Below are 14655 nucleotides of genomic sequence, written 5' to 3' on the forward strand. Positions count from 1 at the left end.
GCCTGACGGGCGGCCGGCGGGCGCGGCGATGAACTTTCCCCGCCGAGCCGCCCACAGAGATCAGCGCCGATGCCTCTTCTCGATGCCGAACAGCCAGTCGCGCCAGTCGAGCTTTTCGCCGTAGCGCTCGAAGAGCCGGGAATCCTTGTGCTCGGCGAACAGCGCGTAGTTCAGCACCGCGACGAAAGTCACCCCGCCGATGGTGTTGCCGATCAGGACGGGCAAAACGAAGTTCGGAAACAGCGGCAGGAGGTCGACGTCGCTTTCGCGGAAGGCGAGGAAGAACACCTCGACGGAAGAGGTGATGATGTGGAAGAGGCCGCCGACGCCGACGAAATACATCAGCAGCCAGACGAACAGGACGCGCGAGACCGTGTCGCGGGCGCTGTGCACCAGCCAGACCATGGCCGCGACGATCCAGCCGGCGATGATCGCCTTGGAGAAGATCTTGAACCAGGCGGTCTCGTAGGCGTGGCGGCCCATCTCCACGGCCTTTTCGAGCCGCGGCGCGTCGAGCACGTCGAAATAGGCGAGGATCGCCGCGACGCCGACCGCCCCGACCATGTTGGCGACGAGGACGACCAGCCACAGCCGCAGGAGGTTGGCGACGCTTGCGAGCTTCGTCAGGACGAGGACCACCGGGGTCAGGGTGTTCTCGGTGAAGAGCTGGTAGCGGCCGAGCACGATGATCAGGAAGCCGACCGGATAGAGCAGGTTGCCGAGAAGTCCGGGCTCGGCCTCGTGGGCGGTCTCGGTGAAGACGACGCGGGCGAGGAAGGTGAGGCCGAGCGCCGCGCCGGCGCCGAGGCCACTCCAGAAGAGATAGCGGTTGGTCGCGTCGAGCTCGTGATCCGCCACCGACAGGACGCGCGCGAAGATCTCCTCGAAGGAGAAGAAGTCGCGGATCGTGGCGCCCTCGGAGGGGGCGTTGTCGAGGGATTCTTCAGGGTCCTTGCGGGCTTTCTCCGCCTCGTCCGCGTCTTCGGGCCTGTCGTCACGAGAGATGTTGGTTTCGCGCGCCATGAATCGGGGTTCCATGCCAGACGTTCCGGAGCCTTCCGCGAACAACCGTCGGCGCGGGCGAGGATAGGGCGCCAATCCCCTGAAAGAACGGGATCCCGGGGCGTTGACGCGCATTTCATCGGCGCGCCGCGCCGGCCGATTCAAACTGGCTCGTTCACGTCCGATGGGGGGCCGTTCACGGGGGCTTAACCACGGGCGTGCGAGTTTCACGGCGGAGGCACCGATGCTCACGATCCAGAAGCGCAAATCCTATCTCGGCAGGCTCGTCGTCCCGGCGCTGACCTCGGCGGTGCTCGCCTATTTCGCGACGCATGCCGAGACCGGCCAGTATGGCAGCGAGGCAAAGGCGGCGCTGCAGCGGCAGCTCGCCGAGCGCAAGGCGGAATTCGCCGAACTGACCGCCCGGCGCGACGCGCTCGAACACCGGGTGCGGGCGATGAAGGACGGGACGCTCGAAAAGGACATGATCGACGAGAATGCCCGCCGGGCGCTCAACGTCGCCCGCGAGGACGAGATCGTCATTCTGCGCTGAGCGGACCGGTCGCGGTGCGCCGTCCTTGTGCCCGAAGAGCCGACCGACCCGGCCGACTTTCGCCGCGCAGCGAACGACGGAATCCAAAGACCAGGAGCCAAGTTCATGATTCGGGTGGCTTTTCGAATTTGACATTCGACATGACGCCTCACCCGATCGGGGCTCAGCCGTCAAATTCAATCCACTAGGCCGGCACCGCGTCCTTCTGGACGTGTGCGAAGCGCTGGATGACCCAGGAGCGGAACAGCGCGATCGCCGGGTCGGACATGTCGTCCGCATGAACCGTCAGGAAGTAGCCGAAGCCTGAATCCGAGACCGCGTCGTAGGGAACGACCAGGCGGCCGTCGTCGATCTCCCGCTTGAACATCGCCGGGTCGACGAGAATGACGCCGTTGCCGGTCATCGCCCATTCGACCGTCAGGCGTTCGGTATCGAGGGCGAGACCGCGCTCGGCCGGAATGTCGAGCCCGAAATGCCGGACGAATGCCGACCAGAGGACGCCGAAGGGCTCGCCCTCGAGCCGGGTGTGGAGAAGCTCGTTGTTCCTCAGGAAGGCGTCGAGCGCCACACCCTTCGAGCGCGCGGCGAGCTCAGGCGCGCAGGCTGGCGTCTGGGCGATCATCCACAGCGCGTCCCGCACGGCGTCGTCGTAGCGCGGACGGTCGAAGACGACGGCGATGTCGCAGCTCGCGCCGCGCGGCAGGCCGACGCCGTTCCAGGAGAACAGGTCGATCGAGATGTCCGGAAAGGCGAGCCGGAACTCCTGCACCAGCGACATTCCCATGACGGTCAGGAAGGTCGGCGGCATGTGGACGCGCAGGATGCGCTGGCCGGTGCCGGCCCGGCGCCGCAGCGCGTGCATGGTGGTCTCGATGCCGTCGAAGGACCTGGCGACGACGGGCAGGAGCGCGGCGCCTGCCGGCGTCAAGGCGAGACCCTGCGGGCGGCGCTCCAGGAGCTTGCAGCCGAGCAGATCCTCCAGCCGGCCGACATGCCGGCTGAGGGCGCTCTGGGAAATGTGCAGCGCCGCCGCCGCTGCCGTGAAGCTCTGCCGCTCGGCCACCGCCTCGAAGGCCCGCAGCGCGTTCAGCGGCAGCCACAGCCGGGCGCTGCCCGGCAAGTCCGCCGGGCCCGGCTTCGGTTTCGTCCGGGGTTCGTCGACCGCATCGGCGGCGCGCAGCGGCATTCGTTGCCTCAATTCGATAGGGCGATCGAAAAACGGTATTTGAAACCGATTCCAAGCGCTGACAAGCTCCTTGCACCAAAAGGAGCCACCATGTCCGATCTGTCCAACATTGCGGCACTCTTCGCCCGCCGCAAGCCCGGCCATTCGCTGCCGCAGGCCCTGTACAACAGTCCGGACGTCCATGAATTCGACCTCGAGGCGATCTTCGGCCAGTCCTGGATCCTCGCCGGATTCTCCTGCGAGATTCCGAAGCCGCGCGGCTACATGGCGCTCACCATCGGCCGCTCGCCGGTGGTGATCACCCGCGACCGTGACGGGGCGCTGAGGGCCTTCCACAATTCCTGCCGGCATCGCGGGGCGCAGGTCTGCGCCGACGGCGCCGGTGCGCGCTCGCGCCTGACCTGCCCCTACCACCAGTGGGTCTACGGCCTCGACGGCAAGCTGGTCCACGCCGCCAACATGCAGGCGAGCTTCGATCCCGGCGCGCATGGCCTGAAGAAGATCCATGTCGAGGAGGTCGCCGGCGCGATCTTCGTCTCGATGGCCGACGTCCCGCCGGCCTTCGAGCGCTTCCGCGCAGAGCTCGAGCCGCTGCTCGCGCCGCATCGCCTTTACAACGCCAAGCTCGCCCACCAGAACACCCTCGTCGAAAGGGGCAACTGGAAGCTGGTGATGGAGAACGCCCGCGAGTGCTACCACTGCGCCGTCGGCCATCCGGAACTGGCGCTGACCTTCCCGATCGGCGAGGCCCGCGGCGCGCAGTTCGCCAAGGACGGCGATCCGCGGCACGAGGCCTTCGACCGGCGGCTCGACGCCTGCGGCCTGAAGAAGGGGCCGCATCTCGGCCCGTGGTGGCAGGTCGAACGCTTCCCGCTGCGTGAGGGCCAGGTCTCCCTGACGATGGACGGCCAGCCGGCGGTGAAGAAGCTGATGATCGCCGGCGAGGACGCCGACGTCGGATCGCTCCGCTGGGCGATCGAGCCGCATTCCTTCTGCCATTCGACCGCCGACACGACGGTGTATTTCTCGGCGATGCCCACGGCGACGAACGAGACCATCGTCACCTGCAAGTGGCTGGTCCACGAGGATGCGGTCGAGGGCGTCGACTACGACGTCGAGCGGCTGACCGCCCTGTGGAACGTCACCAACCTCCAGGACCGCGATCTCGTCGAGCTCAACCAGCGCGGCGTCAACTCGCTCGGCTACACGCCCGGCCCCTATTGCGAGGACGGCGAATCCTACGTCGTGCGCTTCATCGACTGGTATTGCGAGAAGGCGCAGGACTTCATCGCCGCGCGGACCGGCATCGACCGGCGGCCGCAGGCGATGAACGCCGTGCCGGCGGCACCCATTGCGAGCGGGCCGGCCACCGAGGCCTTTGCCCCCGCCGCCGCCATCGCCTCTGCCGGCCAGGATACCGCCGCCGAGCCGACGGCGCGCCCGGCGTGAGCGCGAAAACCTCGCCGGACGGGCGCGACGCCGGCCTTCATCCCGACACGCTCGCCGTCGGCTACGGCTACGACCCGCGCGAGGCCTATGGCGCGGTGAAGCCGCCGATCGTCCTTTCCTCGACCTTCGCCTATCCGTCGGCCGCGGCGGCGAAGGACGTCCACCGCGCCTATTTCGACGGCCCGGCGCCGGAAAGGGACGCGCCCTTCATCTATGCGCGGCTCGATCATCCGAACCTCAAGCTCCTGCAGGAGCGGCTCGCCGTGCTCGACGGCGCCGAAGATGCCGCGGCCTTCGCCTCCGGCATGGCGGCGATCTCGGCGACGATGCTGGCGCATCTGAAGCCCGGCCAGTCGGTCCTGCATACGACGCCGCTCTACGGCGGCACCCACGGCCTGCTGCACGGCCCGATGACCGGGCTCGGCATCAAGCCGGTGGGGATTGCCGACGCCCTCGACCGCATGAGCCTCGAAGCCGCGGCCGAAACCGCTCTGGCGCACGGGCCGATCGGCCTCATCCACGTCGAATCGCCGGCCAATCCGACCGCCGGCATCGCCGACATCCAGATGATCGCCGCCTTTGCCGACGAACTCGGCGGGCGGCAGCAGACCCGGCCGGTCGTCTCCGTCGACAACACCTTCCTCGGCTCGCTGCTGCAGAAGCCGCTCGAATGCGGGGCCGACCTCTGCATCACCTCGCTCACCAAATATGCCGGCGGCCATTCCGATCTTCTCGGCGGCTCGGTCACCGGCTCGCTGCAGCGTATCGGCCCGCTGCGCATGCTGCGCACGCTGCTCGGCACGCATATGGATCCCTTCACCTCCTGGCTGCTGCTCCGCTCGCTGGAGACCTTCCCGCTGCGCAATGCCCGGGCGAACGCCAACGCCCGGGCGATCGCCGCATTCTTGCGCGACCATCAAAAGGTCGAGACCGTCACCTATCTCGGCTTCCTCGACGAGGGCTCGCCGGCCAAAGCGGTCTACGACCGGCAGTGCGGCGGGGCGGGCTCGACCTTCTCGTTCAGGATCAAGGGCGGCGAGCGCGAAGCCTTCGCCATGCTCGACCGGCTCAAGGTGTTCCGCATGGCCGTCAGCCTCGGCGGGACGGAGAGCCTGATCTGCCATTCCGCCTCGACCACCCACTATCTGGTCCCGCCCGAGATCCGCAAAATGGTCGGCGTCGACGATTCCTCCTTGCGCATTTCCGTCGGCATCGAGCACCCTGACGATCTCGTCGCCGATCTCGATCAGGCTCTGAAGGCATTCTGAATGACCGACGTGACACTGCCGCCGCCCGATCGCTTCTCGATCGCCGGCAAACCCGCTGCCATCGACGAGCATGTCGAAATCCTCGTCGTCGGGGCCGGTGCCGCCGGCTGCGCTGCGGCGATCGAGGCCGCGAATGCCGGCGCCTCGGTGATGCTGGTCGACGAGAACCCGGTCTCCGCCGGCCTCGTCGGCATGGACGTGCCGCTCTATTACGGCGGCCGGGCGACCCATGCGGTGCAGACGCCGGAACGGCTGGTCGAGAAGCTGCTGGAGGGCAATCCGGCGCTCGCCGAGGCCTTCGAGGCGGGCGTCGACGTGAAGCTGTCGACCAGCGTCTGGGGCGCCTGGGTGAAGGGGCCGGGGCTCGCCGGCCTCGCCTCGGGGCTTGCGGGTCTCGCGGACGAGACGCGCAGCTGGTTCGTCGGCTTCGACCGGCTGGTGCTCGCCACCGGCGCGCGCGACCTCAACTTCACCTTCGCCGGCTCGGACCAGCCGGGCGTCATGGGCGCGCAGGCGTTTCACGCCCTCCTCGACCGCTACGACGCCTTCGCCGGCCGGCGGCTCGTCATCGTCGGCTCCGGCGATCTGGCGCTCGGAACGGCCGAACGCGCGCTCGCGCGCGGCCTCGACGTCGCGGCGCTGGTGGAACTGCGGGACGCGCCGCAGGGATCTGCGGAAGCCGTCGCGGCGCTCGAGGCGCGCGGCGCCGCGTTCCTGACCGGCCACGTGCCGCTGCGGGCGAAGGGCGGCGCCGAGGGTGTCGAAGCGCTCGTCGTCTGCGGCAGCGGGGATGGCGACAGCCGCCGCGAGATCGCCTGCGACACGGTGGTGATGGCGGTCGGCACCGTGCCGGTGATCGAACTCTGCGACGTGCTCGGGCTCGCCCGCGAAATGGCGCCGGCGCGCGGCGGCCACGTCCCGGTCGCCGCGGCCGACGGCGCGACGTCGCTCGGCGAGGTGTTCGTCGCCGGCGACTGTGCCGGCCTCGGCAGCGATGCCGCGGCGTCCGGCCGGCGGGCCGGGCAGGCGGCGCTCGCCTCGCTCGGCAAGAGCACGGCGGGGGCGGGCGTCGTTCCGGACGGGGCGGCCGCGGACCGGCCGGCGGCCATGAACGGCCTCGACTATCAGCTCGATTTCGCCCGCGCGATGCTCGGCACCGGCGGCGCGGACGTCCTCGCCTGCATCTGCGAGGACGTCACCCGCGGCGACCTCCTCGGCGTCAGGCCGCCCCGCTATCTCGACTGGCGCTCCAACGCCCTTGCCCGGCGCGACCTGACGACGATCGCCGCGGACGGCCCGGTCAATCCGGACCAGATGAAGCGGCTGACCCGGGTCTGCATGGGTGCCTGCCAGGCGCGGCGCTGCCGCGAGCAGGTGGCGCTCATGATGGCGCTCGGCGCCGGTGTCGCGCCAGAGACGGTGCCGCTCGCCGGCTATCGCGCGCCGGTCCGGCCGCTGCCTTTGTCGGTCATTGCCGACTGGCAGGAGAGCCCGGAGATGGATGCCGGCTGGAACGTCTGGTTCGGCATCGCCACCCAGTGGATCGGCTACGAGGACATCGGCACGACGCGTGAGGCCGAGCAGCTTCGCGCCGGCATGCCCTATTGAGGAGCGGGCGATGAGCGAGAAGGGCACGTCGGTCGTCGTCGTCGGCGGCGGCGTCACCGGCCTTTCGGCCGCCTGGTGGCTGGCGCGCTCCGGCGTTGCCGTCACCGTGGTCGAGAAGGGCATCGTCGGCTTCGAGGCGTCGGGCCGCAACGGCGGCGGCTGCACCCACTATCAGAGCCCGCTGTTCCACGAGGAGCAGCGTCTGTGGCCGCAGATGGACGAACTCCTCGGCTATCCGACGGAATACCGGCGCGGCCGCATCATCTTCCAGGTCGATCCGCGCAAGGAGAGGTTCCACGAGGGGCTCTCGCTGCGCCTTCCCGACGGCTACGACTGGGAGGTGCTGAGCCCCGACGACGTGCGCGACCTGGTGCCGCTCGCCGGCGACAACGTCGTCTCGGGCGTGCGTTTTCATTTCGGCGGCCATGCCAATCCGCAGCGCACCGCGCAGGCCTATGCCTGGGCGGCGCAGGATCTCGGCGCGACGATCCTGCAGCACACGGCGGTGACCGGCATCGCGACGGCCGGCGGCAGGGTCACCGGCATCGAGACGGCGACCGGGACGATCGGTTGCGACGCCCTGGTGATCGCCGCCGGCCCGCAGACCGGCAAGCTCCTCGCGATGCTCGGCATCGACCTCCCGATGGCGCCGGCGCGGGCCGAGATGATCGTCACCGAGCCGCTGGCGATGATGCCGTTCACCGGCGTCGACGGCCACGGCCTCTACGGCCGCCAGACGCTGCGCGGCAATCTCGCTTACGGGGGTGGCCCGCACGAATGGCTGGACGACGTCGCGCTCGACGCCGCGCCGCCGAAGCCCTCGGGCTCGGTCACCCGCAACCTGGCCAGGCGGGTCGCCGAGCTCCTGCCGAAAGCGGCGCATGCGCGCGTCATCCGCTCCTGGGCCGGGGTGGTCGAGAACACCCCGGACGGGCGGCCGGTGATCGAGCGGCTGTCCTCGCCCGGCAACGTCACCGTCGCGACGATGTCGAGCGTCGGCTTCGGCCTGTCGCCGGCGTCGGGCCATGCCATCCGCGACCTGGTGGTGGACGGAAGATGCAGCTTCGCCGACCTGTCGAAATTGTCGCTCGCGCGCTTCGACGGCCTGCGTGCCGACTGGCGCGAGCATCTGAACTGGCTGCCGCCGGAGCCGGCGGAGGCAAGGGTGGAAGCTTCCGGTGGCCGGGCCGGTACGGCATGACGTCGAACGGGGCGGCTTTGAAAAGGGACGCGGCAACTCGGACAGTCGTCATTCTCGGGCCCCGTCCCGAGAATCCAGAGATCGTCGGGCGCCACGGGTCGCGGCATGGACGGGCCATCCGAAGAAGGGGCGGCAGCCGCCCCTGGATTCTCGGGACGGGGCCCGAGAATGACGAAGCGGGGAGGTTCGGCGCCTCCTGAGGCGAGGGTGCGGCTGCACGGCGATTGGCGTAATCTCCCCCGGAACGGTCCCTCGAGCGGTTCGCTCGAAACACACGGAAACGACAGGAAGCACTTGATCCCATGACGAAATCCCGCGGCCACGTCATCGTCGTCGGCGCCGGCATCGCCGGCCTTTCCACCGCCTGGGCGCTGATCCGCCGCGGCTTCCGGGTCTCGGTCTTCGAGCAGGGGCCGATCCCCAATCCGCGCGCCTCCTCCTATGACGAGCATCGGATCACCCGGCACGCCTACGGCACGCTGGAGGGCTACGGCCATCTGATGCCGCGGGCATTCCGGATGTACGAGCGGCTGTTTCAGGACATCGGCGCGCGGCACTTCCTGCCCGGCAGCCTCTTCTACTTCCTGCGCGATCCCGTCGACTGGTACGAACCGGTGGCCCGCACGATGACGGCGCTCGGCAAGCGCTTCCACGAGGTGCCGCTCGCCGACGTGCCGGAGCGTTTCCCGATGATCGAGACGAAGGGCCTGACGCAGGTGGTGGAGACGGAAGAGGCCGGCATGCTGTTTCCGATCCGCATCCTCACCGACCTCACCGTCTGGCTCGGCAATGCCGGGGTCGCGTTTCACGCCGACGCGCGGGTCGAGGCGGTCGACCCTGAAGCCGGCACCGTCGTCGCCAATGGCGAGACCCACCGCGCCGACCGCGTGGTGATCGCCGCCGGCGCCTGGGTGAACAAGCTGACGCCGCTCGTCGCGGACAGCGTCGTGCCGTCGCGCCAGGCGGTGATGTATCTCACCCCGCCGGCCGAACTGGTCGACGCCTGGAAGAACGCCCCGGTGATGATCGATCTCGGGACCGAGAGCGGCACCTACTCGCTGCCGCCGAAGAACGGCACCCGGCTGAAGATCGGCGACCACGTCTTCACGCGGGCCGGCGATGCCGACGGCGACCGCATCGCCACTGCGGCCGATCTCGCCCGGCTGAACCGCGCGGCGCGGCTCGCCTATCGCGATTTCGACCGCTACCGGGTGATCGAGAGGAAGATCTGCTTCTACACCGTCACCCGCGATCCGAGCGAAGAGTTCCAGGTCAGGCCCTGGGGCAGCAGGGCCTGGGTGCTCAGCGCCTGCTCCGGCCACGGGTTCAAGCTCGGACCGCTGATGGGCGAGGGCGTCGCCGCAGCGATCGCCGGCGAGGCGTCGGACGAAGCGACGACGAAATGGGCGGCCGGACGGATGTCGCCCGAGGAGGCGGCGGCGATGGAGCACGCCGGATAGGCGGGGCCGGCCGGAAAATCGCGGATCGTTCCCGGCGCGTGGTGAAAGAAGTCACGAGTCTGGCGCGATTTCGGGATAACTCTCATCACGGCTTGTTGAAGTGCGGAATTGTCAGCCGGCTAAGACTGCCCGAATCATGGGCGCATGACGAACGCGCCTCGAATCACAGCAAAACCCTTCCACCGCGGCCAGGCCATCGAATGGCCGACCTTGTGCCTCGCCGTGGTGATCTACGCTTCGTGGGGCATCCTGACGGTCTGGCATGCGGCGATCCCGCTCGTCCTGCTGGTGCCGGCGGCGGCCTGGACGATCGCCTGGCACGGCTCGCTGCAGCACGAGGTGATTCACGGCCATCCGACGCGCTGGCGGGCCTTCAACCGGGCGCTCGGCTTCGTGCCGCTGTCGCTGTGGATCCCCTTCGCGCGCTACCGGACCATGCATCTTTGCCATCACCGCGACGAACGGCTGACCGACCCGCTGGACGATCCCGAATCCCACTACTTCACCGAAGCGGACTGGATGCGGCTGAGCCCGCTCGCCCGCGGCCTCGTCGAGGCCCAGACCTGCCTCGCCGGGCGGCTGGTGATCGGCCCGGCCTGGTCGATCGCGCGCTTCTTGTGGTCGGAGGGTCGGGCGATCCTTTCCGGCGACCGCCGGCTCGCCGTCATCTGGGCGCGCCACGCTCTCGGCTGTGCCGTGCTCGTCGCCTGGCTGGTCTTCGTCTGCGGGATGTCGCCGCTCGCCTATCTGGCGATCTTCGTCTATCCGGGGACGGCGCTCCTGCTGGTGCGCTCCTTTGCCGAGCACAAGGCGGAAGGGGTGGTGTCGAAGCGCACCGCCGTCGTCGAGGGCTCGCCGGTCTTCGCGCTGCTCTTCCTCAACAACAACCTGCATGCGGCGCACCACGCCCATCCGACGCTGCCGTGGTATCGCCTGCCGTCCTGGTACCGCGCGAACCGGGCGTCGCTGCTCGACGGCAATGGCGGCCTGCTCTACCAGGGTTATGGCGACGTCTTCCGGCGCTTCTTCGTCGCCGCCCACGACCGGCCGGCGCATCCGCTCGGCCGGGCGCCGACGACGCCTTCCGGCGGCGGCAGCGTGCCGGCCTGACGGCCGGTCGAGGCGGCGGAAGCCCCGCCCGACACGCCGGGAAGGGCGGATCATGAGCCGCGTCGCGAGCCTTGGAATGTACGACATGGACTGGCTCCGGCAGGCGAACGACGCGCTCTGGGCCGGCGTCGCCGGACGGCTCGCCGCGGCGGGAATGACCGACGTCCCCGAGCGGCTCGACCGGGCGCGGCCGCTTTCGGAGATCTGGCGCGACCCGGCGCTGATCCTCGCCCAGACCTGCGGCTATCCGCTGGCGACGGCGCTTGCCGAGGCGGTGACGCCGGTGGCGGCTCCGGTCTATCGCTGGCCAGGCTGCGAGGGAGCCCGGCATCGCAGCGTCGTCGTCGTGCGCGCCGGGGCGGGCCTCGAAAGCCTCGCCGATCTCTCCGGCCGGCGGGCGGCGCTCAACGGGGCGGACAGCAATTCCGGCATGAACCTCTTCCGCCACCGCATCGCGCCGCTTTCCCGTAACGGCCGGTTCTTTGCCGGCGTCGTCGTCACCGGCAGCCATGTCGCGAGCCTCGAGGCGGTGAGCGCCGGGCGGGCCGACGCCGCGGCGATCGACTGCGTCACCTTCGGGCTCGTCAAGCATCATCGGCCGGAGCGCGTCGCCGGGCTCAGGATCATCGCCGAAACGGCGCTAAGCCCGGCGCTGCCCTTCGTGACGCGGGCAGGCGCCTCGGCGCGGGAGATCGCGCTGCTGCGGCAGGCGCTTGCGGAGGCTCTGGCCGATCCGACGCTCGCCGGTGCGGCCGAGGCGCTCGGGCTCTGCGGCGTCGAACCCGTCACGCTGGACGATTATGCCGTCGTCCTCAAGTACGAGCGCGAGGCGCAGGCGGCGGGCTATCCGGTTCTCGCCTGACCCGCTGGCCGACCGGCTCAGGAGGCCAGCGCATCGAGCAGCATCGCGAGCGCCGTCTCGACCGATGCCGCGCGGATTGCGGCGCGGCCGACGTCGCCGAAGCGCGCCTCGCGATGCATGGTTCCGGCAGCGCTGGCGCAGGCGAAGTGGACGAGGCCGACGGGCTTTGCCGGCGAGCCGCCGCCGGGACCCGCAATGCCGGTGATCGAGACCGCGACGTCGACGCCGGCGCGGGCCCGCGCGCCCTCCGCCATCTGCCGCGCAACCGTCTCCGACACCGCGCCATGGGCCGCGAGTGCCGAGGGGTCGACGCCGACGAGGTCGATTTTCGCCGCGTTGGAATAGGTGACGAAGCCGCGATCGAGGACGGCGGAGGAGCCGGCGACGTCGGTGATCGCGCCGGCGACGAGGCCGCCGGTGCACGATTCCGCCGTGGCAAGGGTCCAGCCCCGTGCCTGATAGCGCTCGACGACGGCGCGGGCGAGGGGCCGGCCGGCCGTCGCTTCGGCTGCGGCCCCTACTTCCTCCGCGCCGCCGCTCATTGCGCCTCTCCGTAGACGACAGAGGCCGTCGCGATCGCGGCGATGCCCTCGCGCCGGCCGAGGAAGCCGAGCTGTTCGTTGGTCGTCGCCTTGACGGACACCCGGTCCATCGCGAGCCCGGTGATCGCCGCGATCTTTGCGCGCATCGCCTCGCGATGCGGCGCGATCTTCGGCGCCTCGCAGATCAGCGAGACGTCGGCATTCATGATCCGTCCGCCCTTTTCGGCGACGATCGCGACCGCCCGCTCGACGAAGACGTGGGACGCCATGCCGCGCCATTGCGGGTCGCTCGGCGGGAAATGGTCGCCGATGTCGCCGGCCCCGCAGGTGGCGAGCAGCGCGTCGGTGAGGGCGTGCAGGCCGACATCCGCGTCGGAATGTCCGTCGAGCGCCTGGTCGTGGGCGATCCTGACGCCGCAGAGGGTGACGTGGTCGCCCGGAACGAGGCGGTGCACGTCGTAGCCGTTGCCGGTTCGCACGTCGATCATCGGGTGTCTGTCCTTCAGCTTTGCGTCGGCGCGGGCGATGTCCTCGCGGGTGGTCAGCTTGACGTTGTCCGCCGCCCCTTCGACGAGCACGACGCGCGCGCCAGCCCACTCGGCGATGGACGCGTCGTCGGTGAAGTCAGAGCGCCCGGATTCGGCCGCCGCGGCGTGGGCTGCGCGGATCGCGTCGAGGTGAAAGCCCTGCGGCGTCTGCGCGCCGTAGAGGCCGCTGCGGGAGACCGTCCCGGCGATCGTGCCGTCCGCGGCGGCGCGCTTGATCGTGTCGGCGATCGGCATGGCCGGGATCGCGCCGCCGCCGCCGCCGCCGTTGTCGGCTCGGACCGCCTCGATCACCCGGTCGATGGTCGCGCGGTCGACGAAGGGCCGGACGGCGTCGTGGACGAGGACGATCTCAGGGGCGTCGTTCAAGGCCGCCAGCCGTTCGAGGCCGCGGCGCACCGAGACCTGGCGCTCGGCGCCGCCGGTGACGAGATGGACCGCCTCCATCGCCGCGCCGAGCGCGGCCTCGCAGAGCGTCTGGTCGTCCGGATGGACGACGAGGACGATGGCGCCGACCGCCGGGTGGCTGCGGAAGGCGTCGAGCGTGTGGGCAAGGACGGCGCGCCCGCCGATGCGCCGATACTGTTTCGGGCCTTCCGTCGAGATTCCGGCGCGCTCGCCGCGGCCGGCCGCCACCAGGATCACCCCGACGCCATCGCTCATGCCTCTTCCGCCCCCGTCGACATCCTGGGCGCGAGGAGCACGAAGGCGATCGCGAATGCAAGGCCCAAACTGCTTGTCATTTGAGCATGCTCCGATTAAGTACGGCACAGGTGCCGCAAGAATCGACAGTTACGATGGTCGCTCAGAGTTTAGGCGAATTCGGAAGAATGGCAGACGTTTCCACACCTCTCGAGGTTGCGGGCCTGCGTCTTGCCAACCGCGTCTTCCTCGCCCCGATGTCGGGGGTGAGCGACGTGCCGTTCCGCCGTCTCGCGCGCCGGTTCGGCGCCGGCCTCGTCTTCTCGGAGATGGTCGCCAGCGGCGAATATCTGAAGGGCGACGGCGAATCGACCCTGCGAGCCCTGCGCGACGGACATGGCATCCATGCCGTTCAGCTCGCCGGGCGCGAAGCCGGGGTCATGGGCGAGGCGGCGCGCCGTCTGGCGGATGCCGGCGCCGATCTCGTCGACGTCAATTTCGGCTGCCCGGCGAAGAAGGTCGTCGGCGGCCTGTCGGGCTCTGCCCTGATGCGCGAGCCGGAGCTCGCGCTTTCCATCGTCGAGGCGGTGGTGGCAGGGGCCGGACGTGTTCCCGTCACGGTGAAGATGCGGCTCGGCTGGGACCGCGAGTCGATGAACGCCCCCTGGCTGGCGCGCCGGGCCGCGGAGGCGGGCGCCCGGCTGGTCACCGTGCACGGCCGCACCCGCATGGACTTCTACGACGGCGTCGCCGACTGGGCGGCGATCGGCGCGGTGCGCCGCGCCGTCGGCGTGCCGCTCGTCGCCAACGGCGATCTCGTCGCGCCCGGGCAGATCGCGACGATGCTGGCCCGGAGCGGCGCGGACGCGGTGATGGTCGGACGGGGCTGCTACGGCCGGCCATGGCTCGCCGGCCTGATGGCCGGAGCGATCTCCTTCGACGATCTCGCCGCCACCGACTTCGCGACCCTCGTCCTCAACCATTACGACGCGATGCTCGCCCATTACGGCATCGCGACCGGGGTGCGGCATGCGCGCAAGCATCTCAGCTGGTATCTCGACCGCTTTTCGGCGCTTGGGGGCCTCGTGCCGCCGGCCGACCGTCGCGCGGTGATGACGGCGCAGGAGCCCGCCACGGTCCGGCGGTGCCTCGCACGCCTTCTCGCCGGCACCACCCCAGCCGATATCGAAGCCGCCGCGGTGGCGCCGAGGACGGAGGCCGCCTGAT

General features: G+C 70.0%; 13 protein-coding genes. 9 read left to right on the forward strand and 4 right to left on the reverse strand.

The features are described from left to right. Positions 1 to 60: 60 nt before the first annotated feature. Positions 61 to 1023, reverse strand: coding sequence for a formate/nitrite transporter family protein (locus J1C47_RS03725; RefSeq protein WP_207349372.1), 963 nt, complete (start codon positions 1021 to 1023; stop codon positions 61 to 63). Between the two features lie 223 nt (positions 1024 to 1246). Between J1C47_RS03725 and J1C47_RS03730 the strand changes: the two genes are divergently transcribed. After that, complete coding sequence (locus tag J1C47_RS03730) at positions 1247 to 1555, forward strand: FtsB family cell division protein (RefSeq protein ID WP_207349373.1); 309 nt, start codon at positions 1247 to 1249, stop codon at positions 1553 to 1555. A 184-nt stretch (positions 1556 to 1739) separates the two neighbouring features. Here the strand turns inward: J1C47_RS03730 and J1C47_RS03735 are convergent, their stop codons facing one another. Continuing rightward, entirely contained in the window at positions 1740 to 2741 is a 1002-nt protein-coding gene (locus J1C47_RS03735) for a LysR family transcriptional regulator (RefSeq protein WP_207349374.1), read from the reverse strand. Between the two features lie 90 nt (positions 2742 to 2831). On the opposite strand from J1C47_RS03735, the gene J1C47_RS03740 reads away from it, so the two are divergent. The 7 genes from J1C47_RS03740 (at position 2832) to J1C47_RS03770 (ending at position 11699) form a co-directional block, all read left to right on the forward strand. Further along, positions 2832 to 4190 (forward strand): aromatic ring-hydroxylating oxygenase subunit alpha, encoded by a 1359-nt coding sequence (locus tag J1C47_RS03740; RefSeq protein WP_207349375.1) that lies wholly within the window; start codon positions 2832 to 2834, stop codon positions 4188 to 4190. Then, positions 4187 to 5458: a cystathionine gamma-synthase family protein gene (locus J1C47_RS03745; RefSeq protein WP_207349376.1), complete on the forward strand. Its 1272-nt coding sequence runs from the start codon at positions 4187 to 4189 to the stop codon at positions 5456 to 5458. The genes J1C47_RS03740 and J1C47_RS03745 overlap by 4 nt, the downstream gene beginning before the upstream one ends. Continuing rightward, positions 5459 to 7066: an FAD-dependent oxidoreductase gene (locus J1C47_RS03750; protein ID WP_207349377.1), complete on the forward strand. Its 1608-nt coding sequence runs from the start codon at positions 5459 to 5461 to the stop codon at positions 7064 to 7066. A 10-nt stretch (positions 7067 to 7076) separates the two neighbouring features. Then, complete coding sequence (locus tag J1C47_RS03755) at positions 7077 to 8267, forward strand: NAD(P)/FAD-dependent oxidoreductase (RefSeq protein WP_207349378.1); 1191 nt, start codon at positions 7077 to 7079, stop codon at positions 8265 to 8267. A 302-nt stretch (positions 8268 to 8569) separates the two neighbouring features. Further along, entirely contained in the window at positions 8570 to 9727 is a 1158-nt protein-coding gene (locus tag J1C47_RS03760; protein ID WP_207349379.1) for an NAD(P)/FAD-dependent oxidoreductase, read from the forward strand. A 144-nt stretch (positions 9728 to 9871) separates the two neighbouring features. After that, complete coding sequence (locus J1C47_RS03765) at positions 9872 to 10837, forward strand: fatty acid desaturase (RefSeq protein ID WP_207349380.1); 966 nt, start codon at positions 9872 to 9874, stop codon at positions 10835 to 10837. A gap of 52 nt (positions 10838 to 10889) precedes the next feature. Next, complete coding sequence (locus J1C47_RS03770) at positions 10890 to 11699, forward strand: phosphate/phosphite/phosphonate ABC transporter substrate-binding protein (protein WP_207349381.1); 810 nt, start codon at positions 10890 to 10892, stop codon at positions 11697 to 11699. Between the two features lie 17 nt (positions 11700 to 11716). On the opposite strand, the gene J1C47_RS03775 is transcribed toward J1C47_RS03770, so the two are convergent. Together J1C47_RS03775 and J1C47_RS03780 are read right to left on the reverse strand one after the other, a co-directional pair. Then, positions 11717 to 12241: a CinA family protein gene (locus tag J1C47_RS03775; protein ID WP_207349382.1), complete on the reverse strand. Its 525-nt coding sequence runs from the start codon at positions 12239 to 12241 to the stop codon at positions 11717 to 11719. Further along, positions 12238 to 13449 (reverse strand): bifunctional 2-C-methyl-D-erythritol 4-phosphate cytidylyltransferase/2-C-methyl-D-erythritol 2,4-cyclodiphosphate synthase, encoded by a 1212-nt coding sequence (locus J1C47_RS03780; protein WP_207349383.1) that lies wholly within the window; start codon positions 13447 to 13449, stop codon positions 12238 to 12240. Before J1C47_RS03780 ends, J1C47_RS03775 begins: the two co-directional genes overlap by 4 nt. 167 nt (positions 13450 to 13616) lie before the next feature. On the opposite strand from J1C47_RS03780, the gene dusB reads away from it, so the two are divergent. Beyond that, positions 13617 to 14654, forward strand: coding sequence for a tRNA dihydrouridine synthase DusB (gene dusB / locus J1C47_RS03785; protein WP_207349384.1), 1038 nt, complete (start codon positions 13617 to 13619; stop codon positions 14652 to 14654). Position 14655: the final 1 nt, after the last annotated feature.

This window comes from Jiella sonneratiae (assembly GCF_017353515.1).
Lineage (GTDB): Bacteria > Pseudomonadota > Alphaproteobacteria > Rhizobiales > Rhizobiaceae > Jiella > Jiella sonneratiae.

Coding starts and splice junctions, on each gene's coding strand:
- J1C47_RS03755 (WP_207349378.1), top strand. CDS start 7,077: ATGAGCGAGAAGGGCACGTCGGTCGTCGTCGTCGGCGGCGGCGTCACC.
- J1C47_RS03725 (WP_207349372.1), bottom strand. CDS start 1,023: ATGGCGCGCGAAACCAACATCTCTCGTGACGACAGGCCCGAAGACGCG.
- J1C47_RS03770 (WP_207349381.1), top strand. CDS start 10,890: ATGAGCCGCGTCGCGAGCCTTGGAATGTACGACATGGACTGGCTCCGG.
- J1C47_RS03750 (WP_207349377.1), top strand. CDS start 5,459: ATGACCGACGTGACACTGCCGCCGCCCGATCGCTTCTCGATCGCCGGC.
- J1C47_RS03775 (WP_207349382.1), bottom strand. CDS start 12,241: ATGAGCGGCGGCGCGGAGGAAGTAGGGGCCGCAGCCGAAGCGACGGCC.
- J1C47_RS03760 (WP_207349379.1), top strand. CDS start 8,570: ATGACGAAATCCCGCGGCCACGTCATCGTCGTCGGCGCCGGCATCGCC.
- J1C47_RS03740 (WP_207349375.1), top strand. CDS start 2,832: ATGTCCGATCTGTCCAACATTGCGGCACTCTTCGCCCGCCGCAAGCCC.
- J1C47_RS03780 (WP_207349383.1), bottom strand. CDS start 13,449: ATGAGCGATGGCGTCGGGGTGATCCTGGTGGCGGCCGGCCGCGGCGAG.
- J1C47_RS03765 (WP_207349380.1), top strand. CDS start 9,872: ATGACGAACGCGCCTCGAATCACAGCAAAACCCTTCCACCGCGGCCAG.
- dusB (WP_207349384.1), top strand. CDS start 13,617: ATGGCAGACGTTTCCACACCTCTCGAGGTTGCGGGCCTGCGTCTTGCC.
- J1C47_RS03730 (WP_207349373.1), top strand. CDS start 1,247: ATGCTCACGATCCAGAAGCGCAAATCCTATCTCGGCAGGCTCGTCGTC.
- J1C47_RS03735 (WP_207349374.1), bottom strand. CDS start 2,741: ATGCCGCTGCGCGCCGCCGATGCGGTCGACGAACCCCGGACGAAACCG.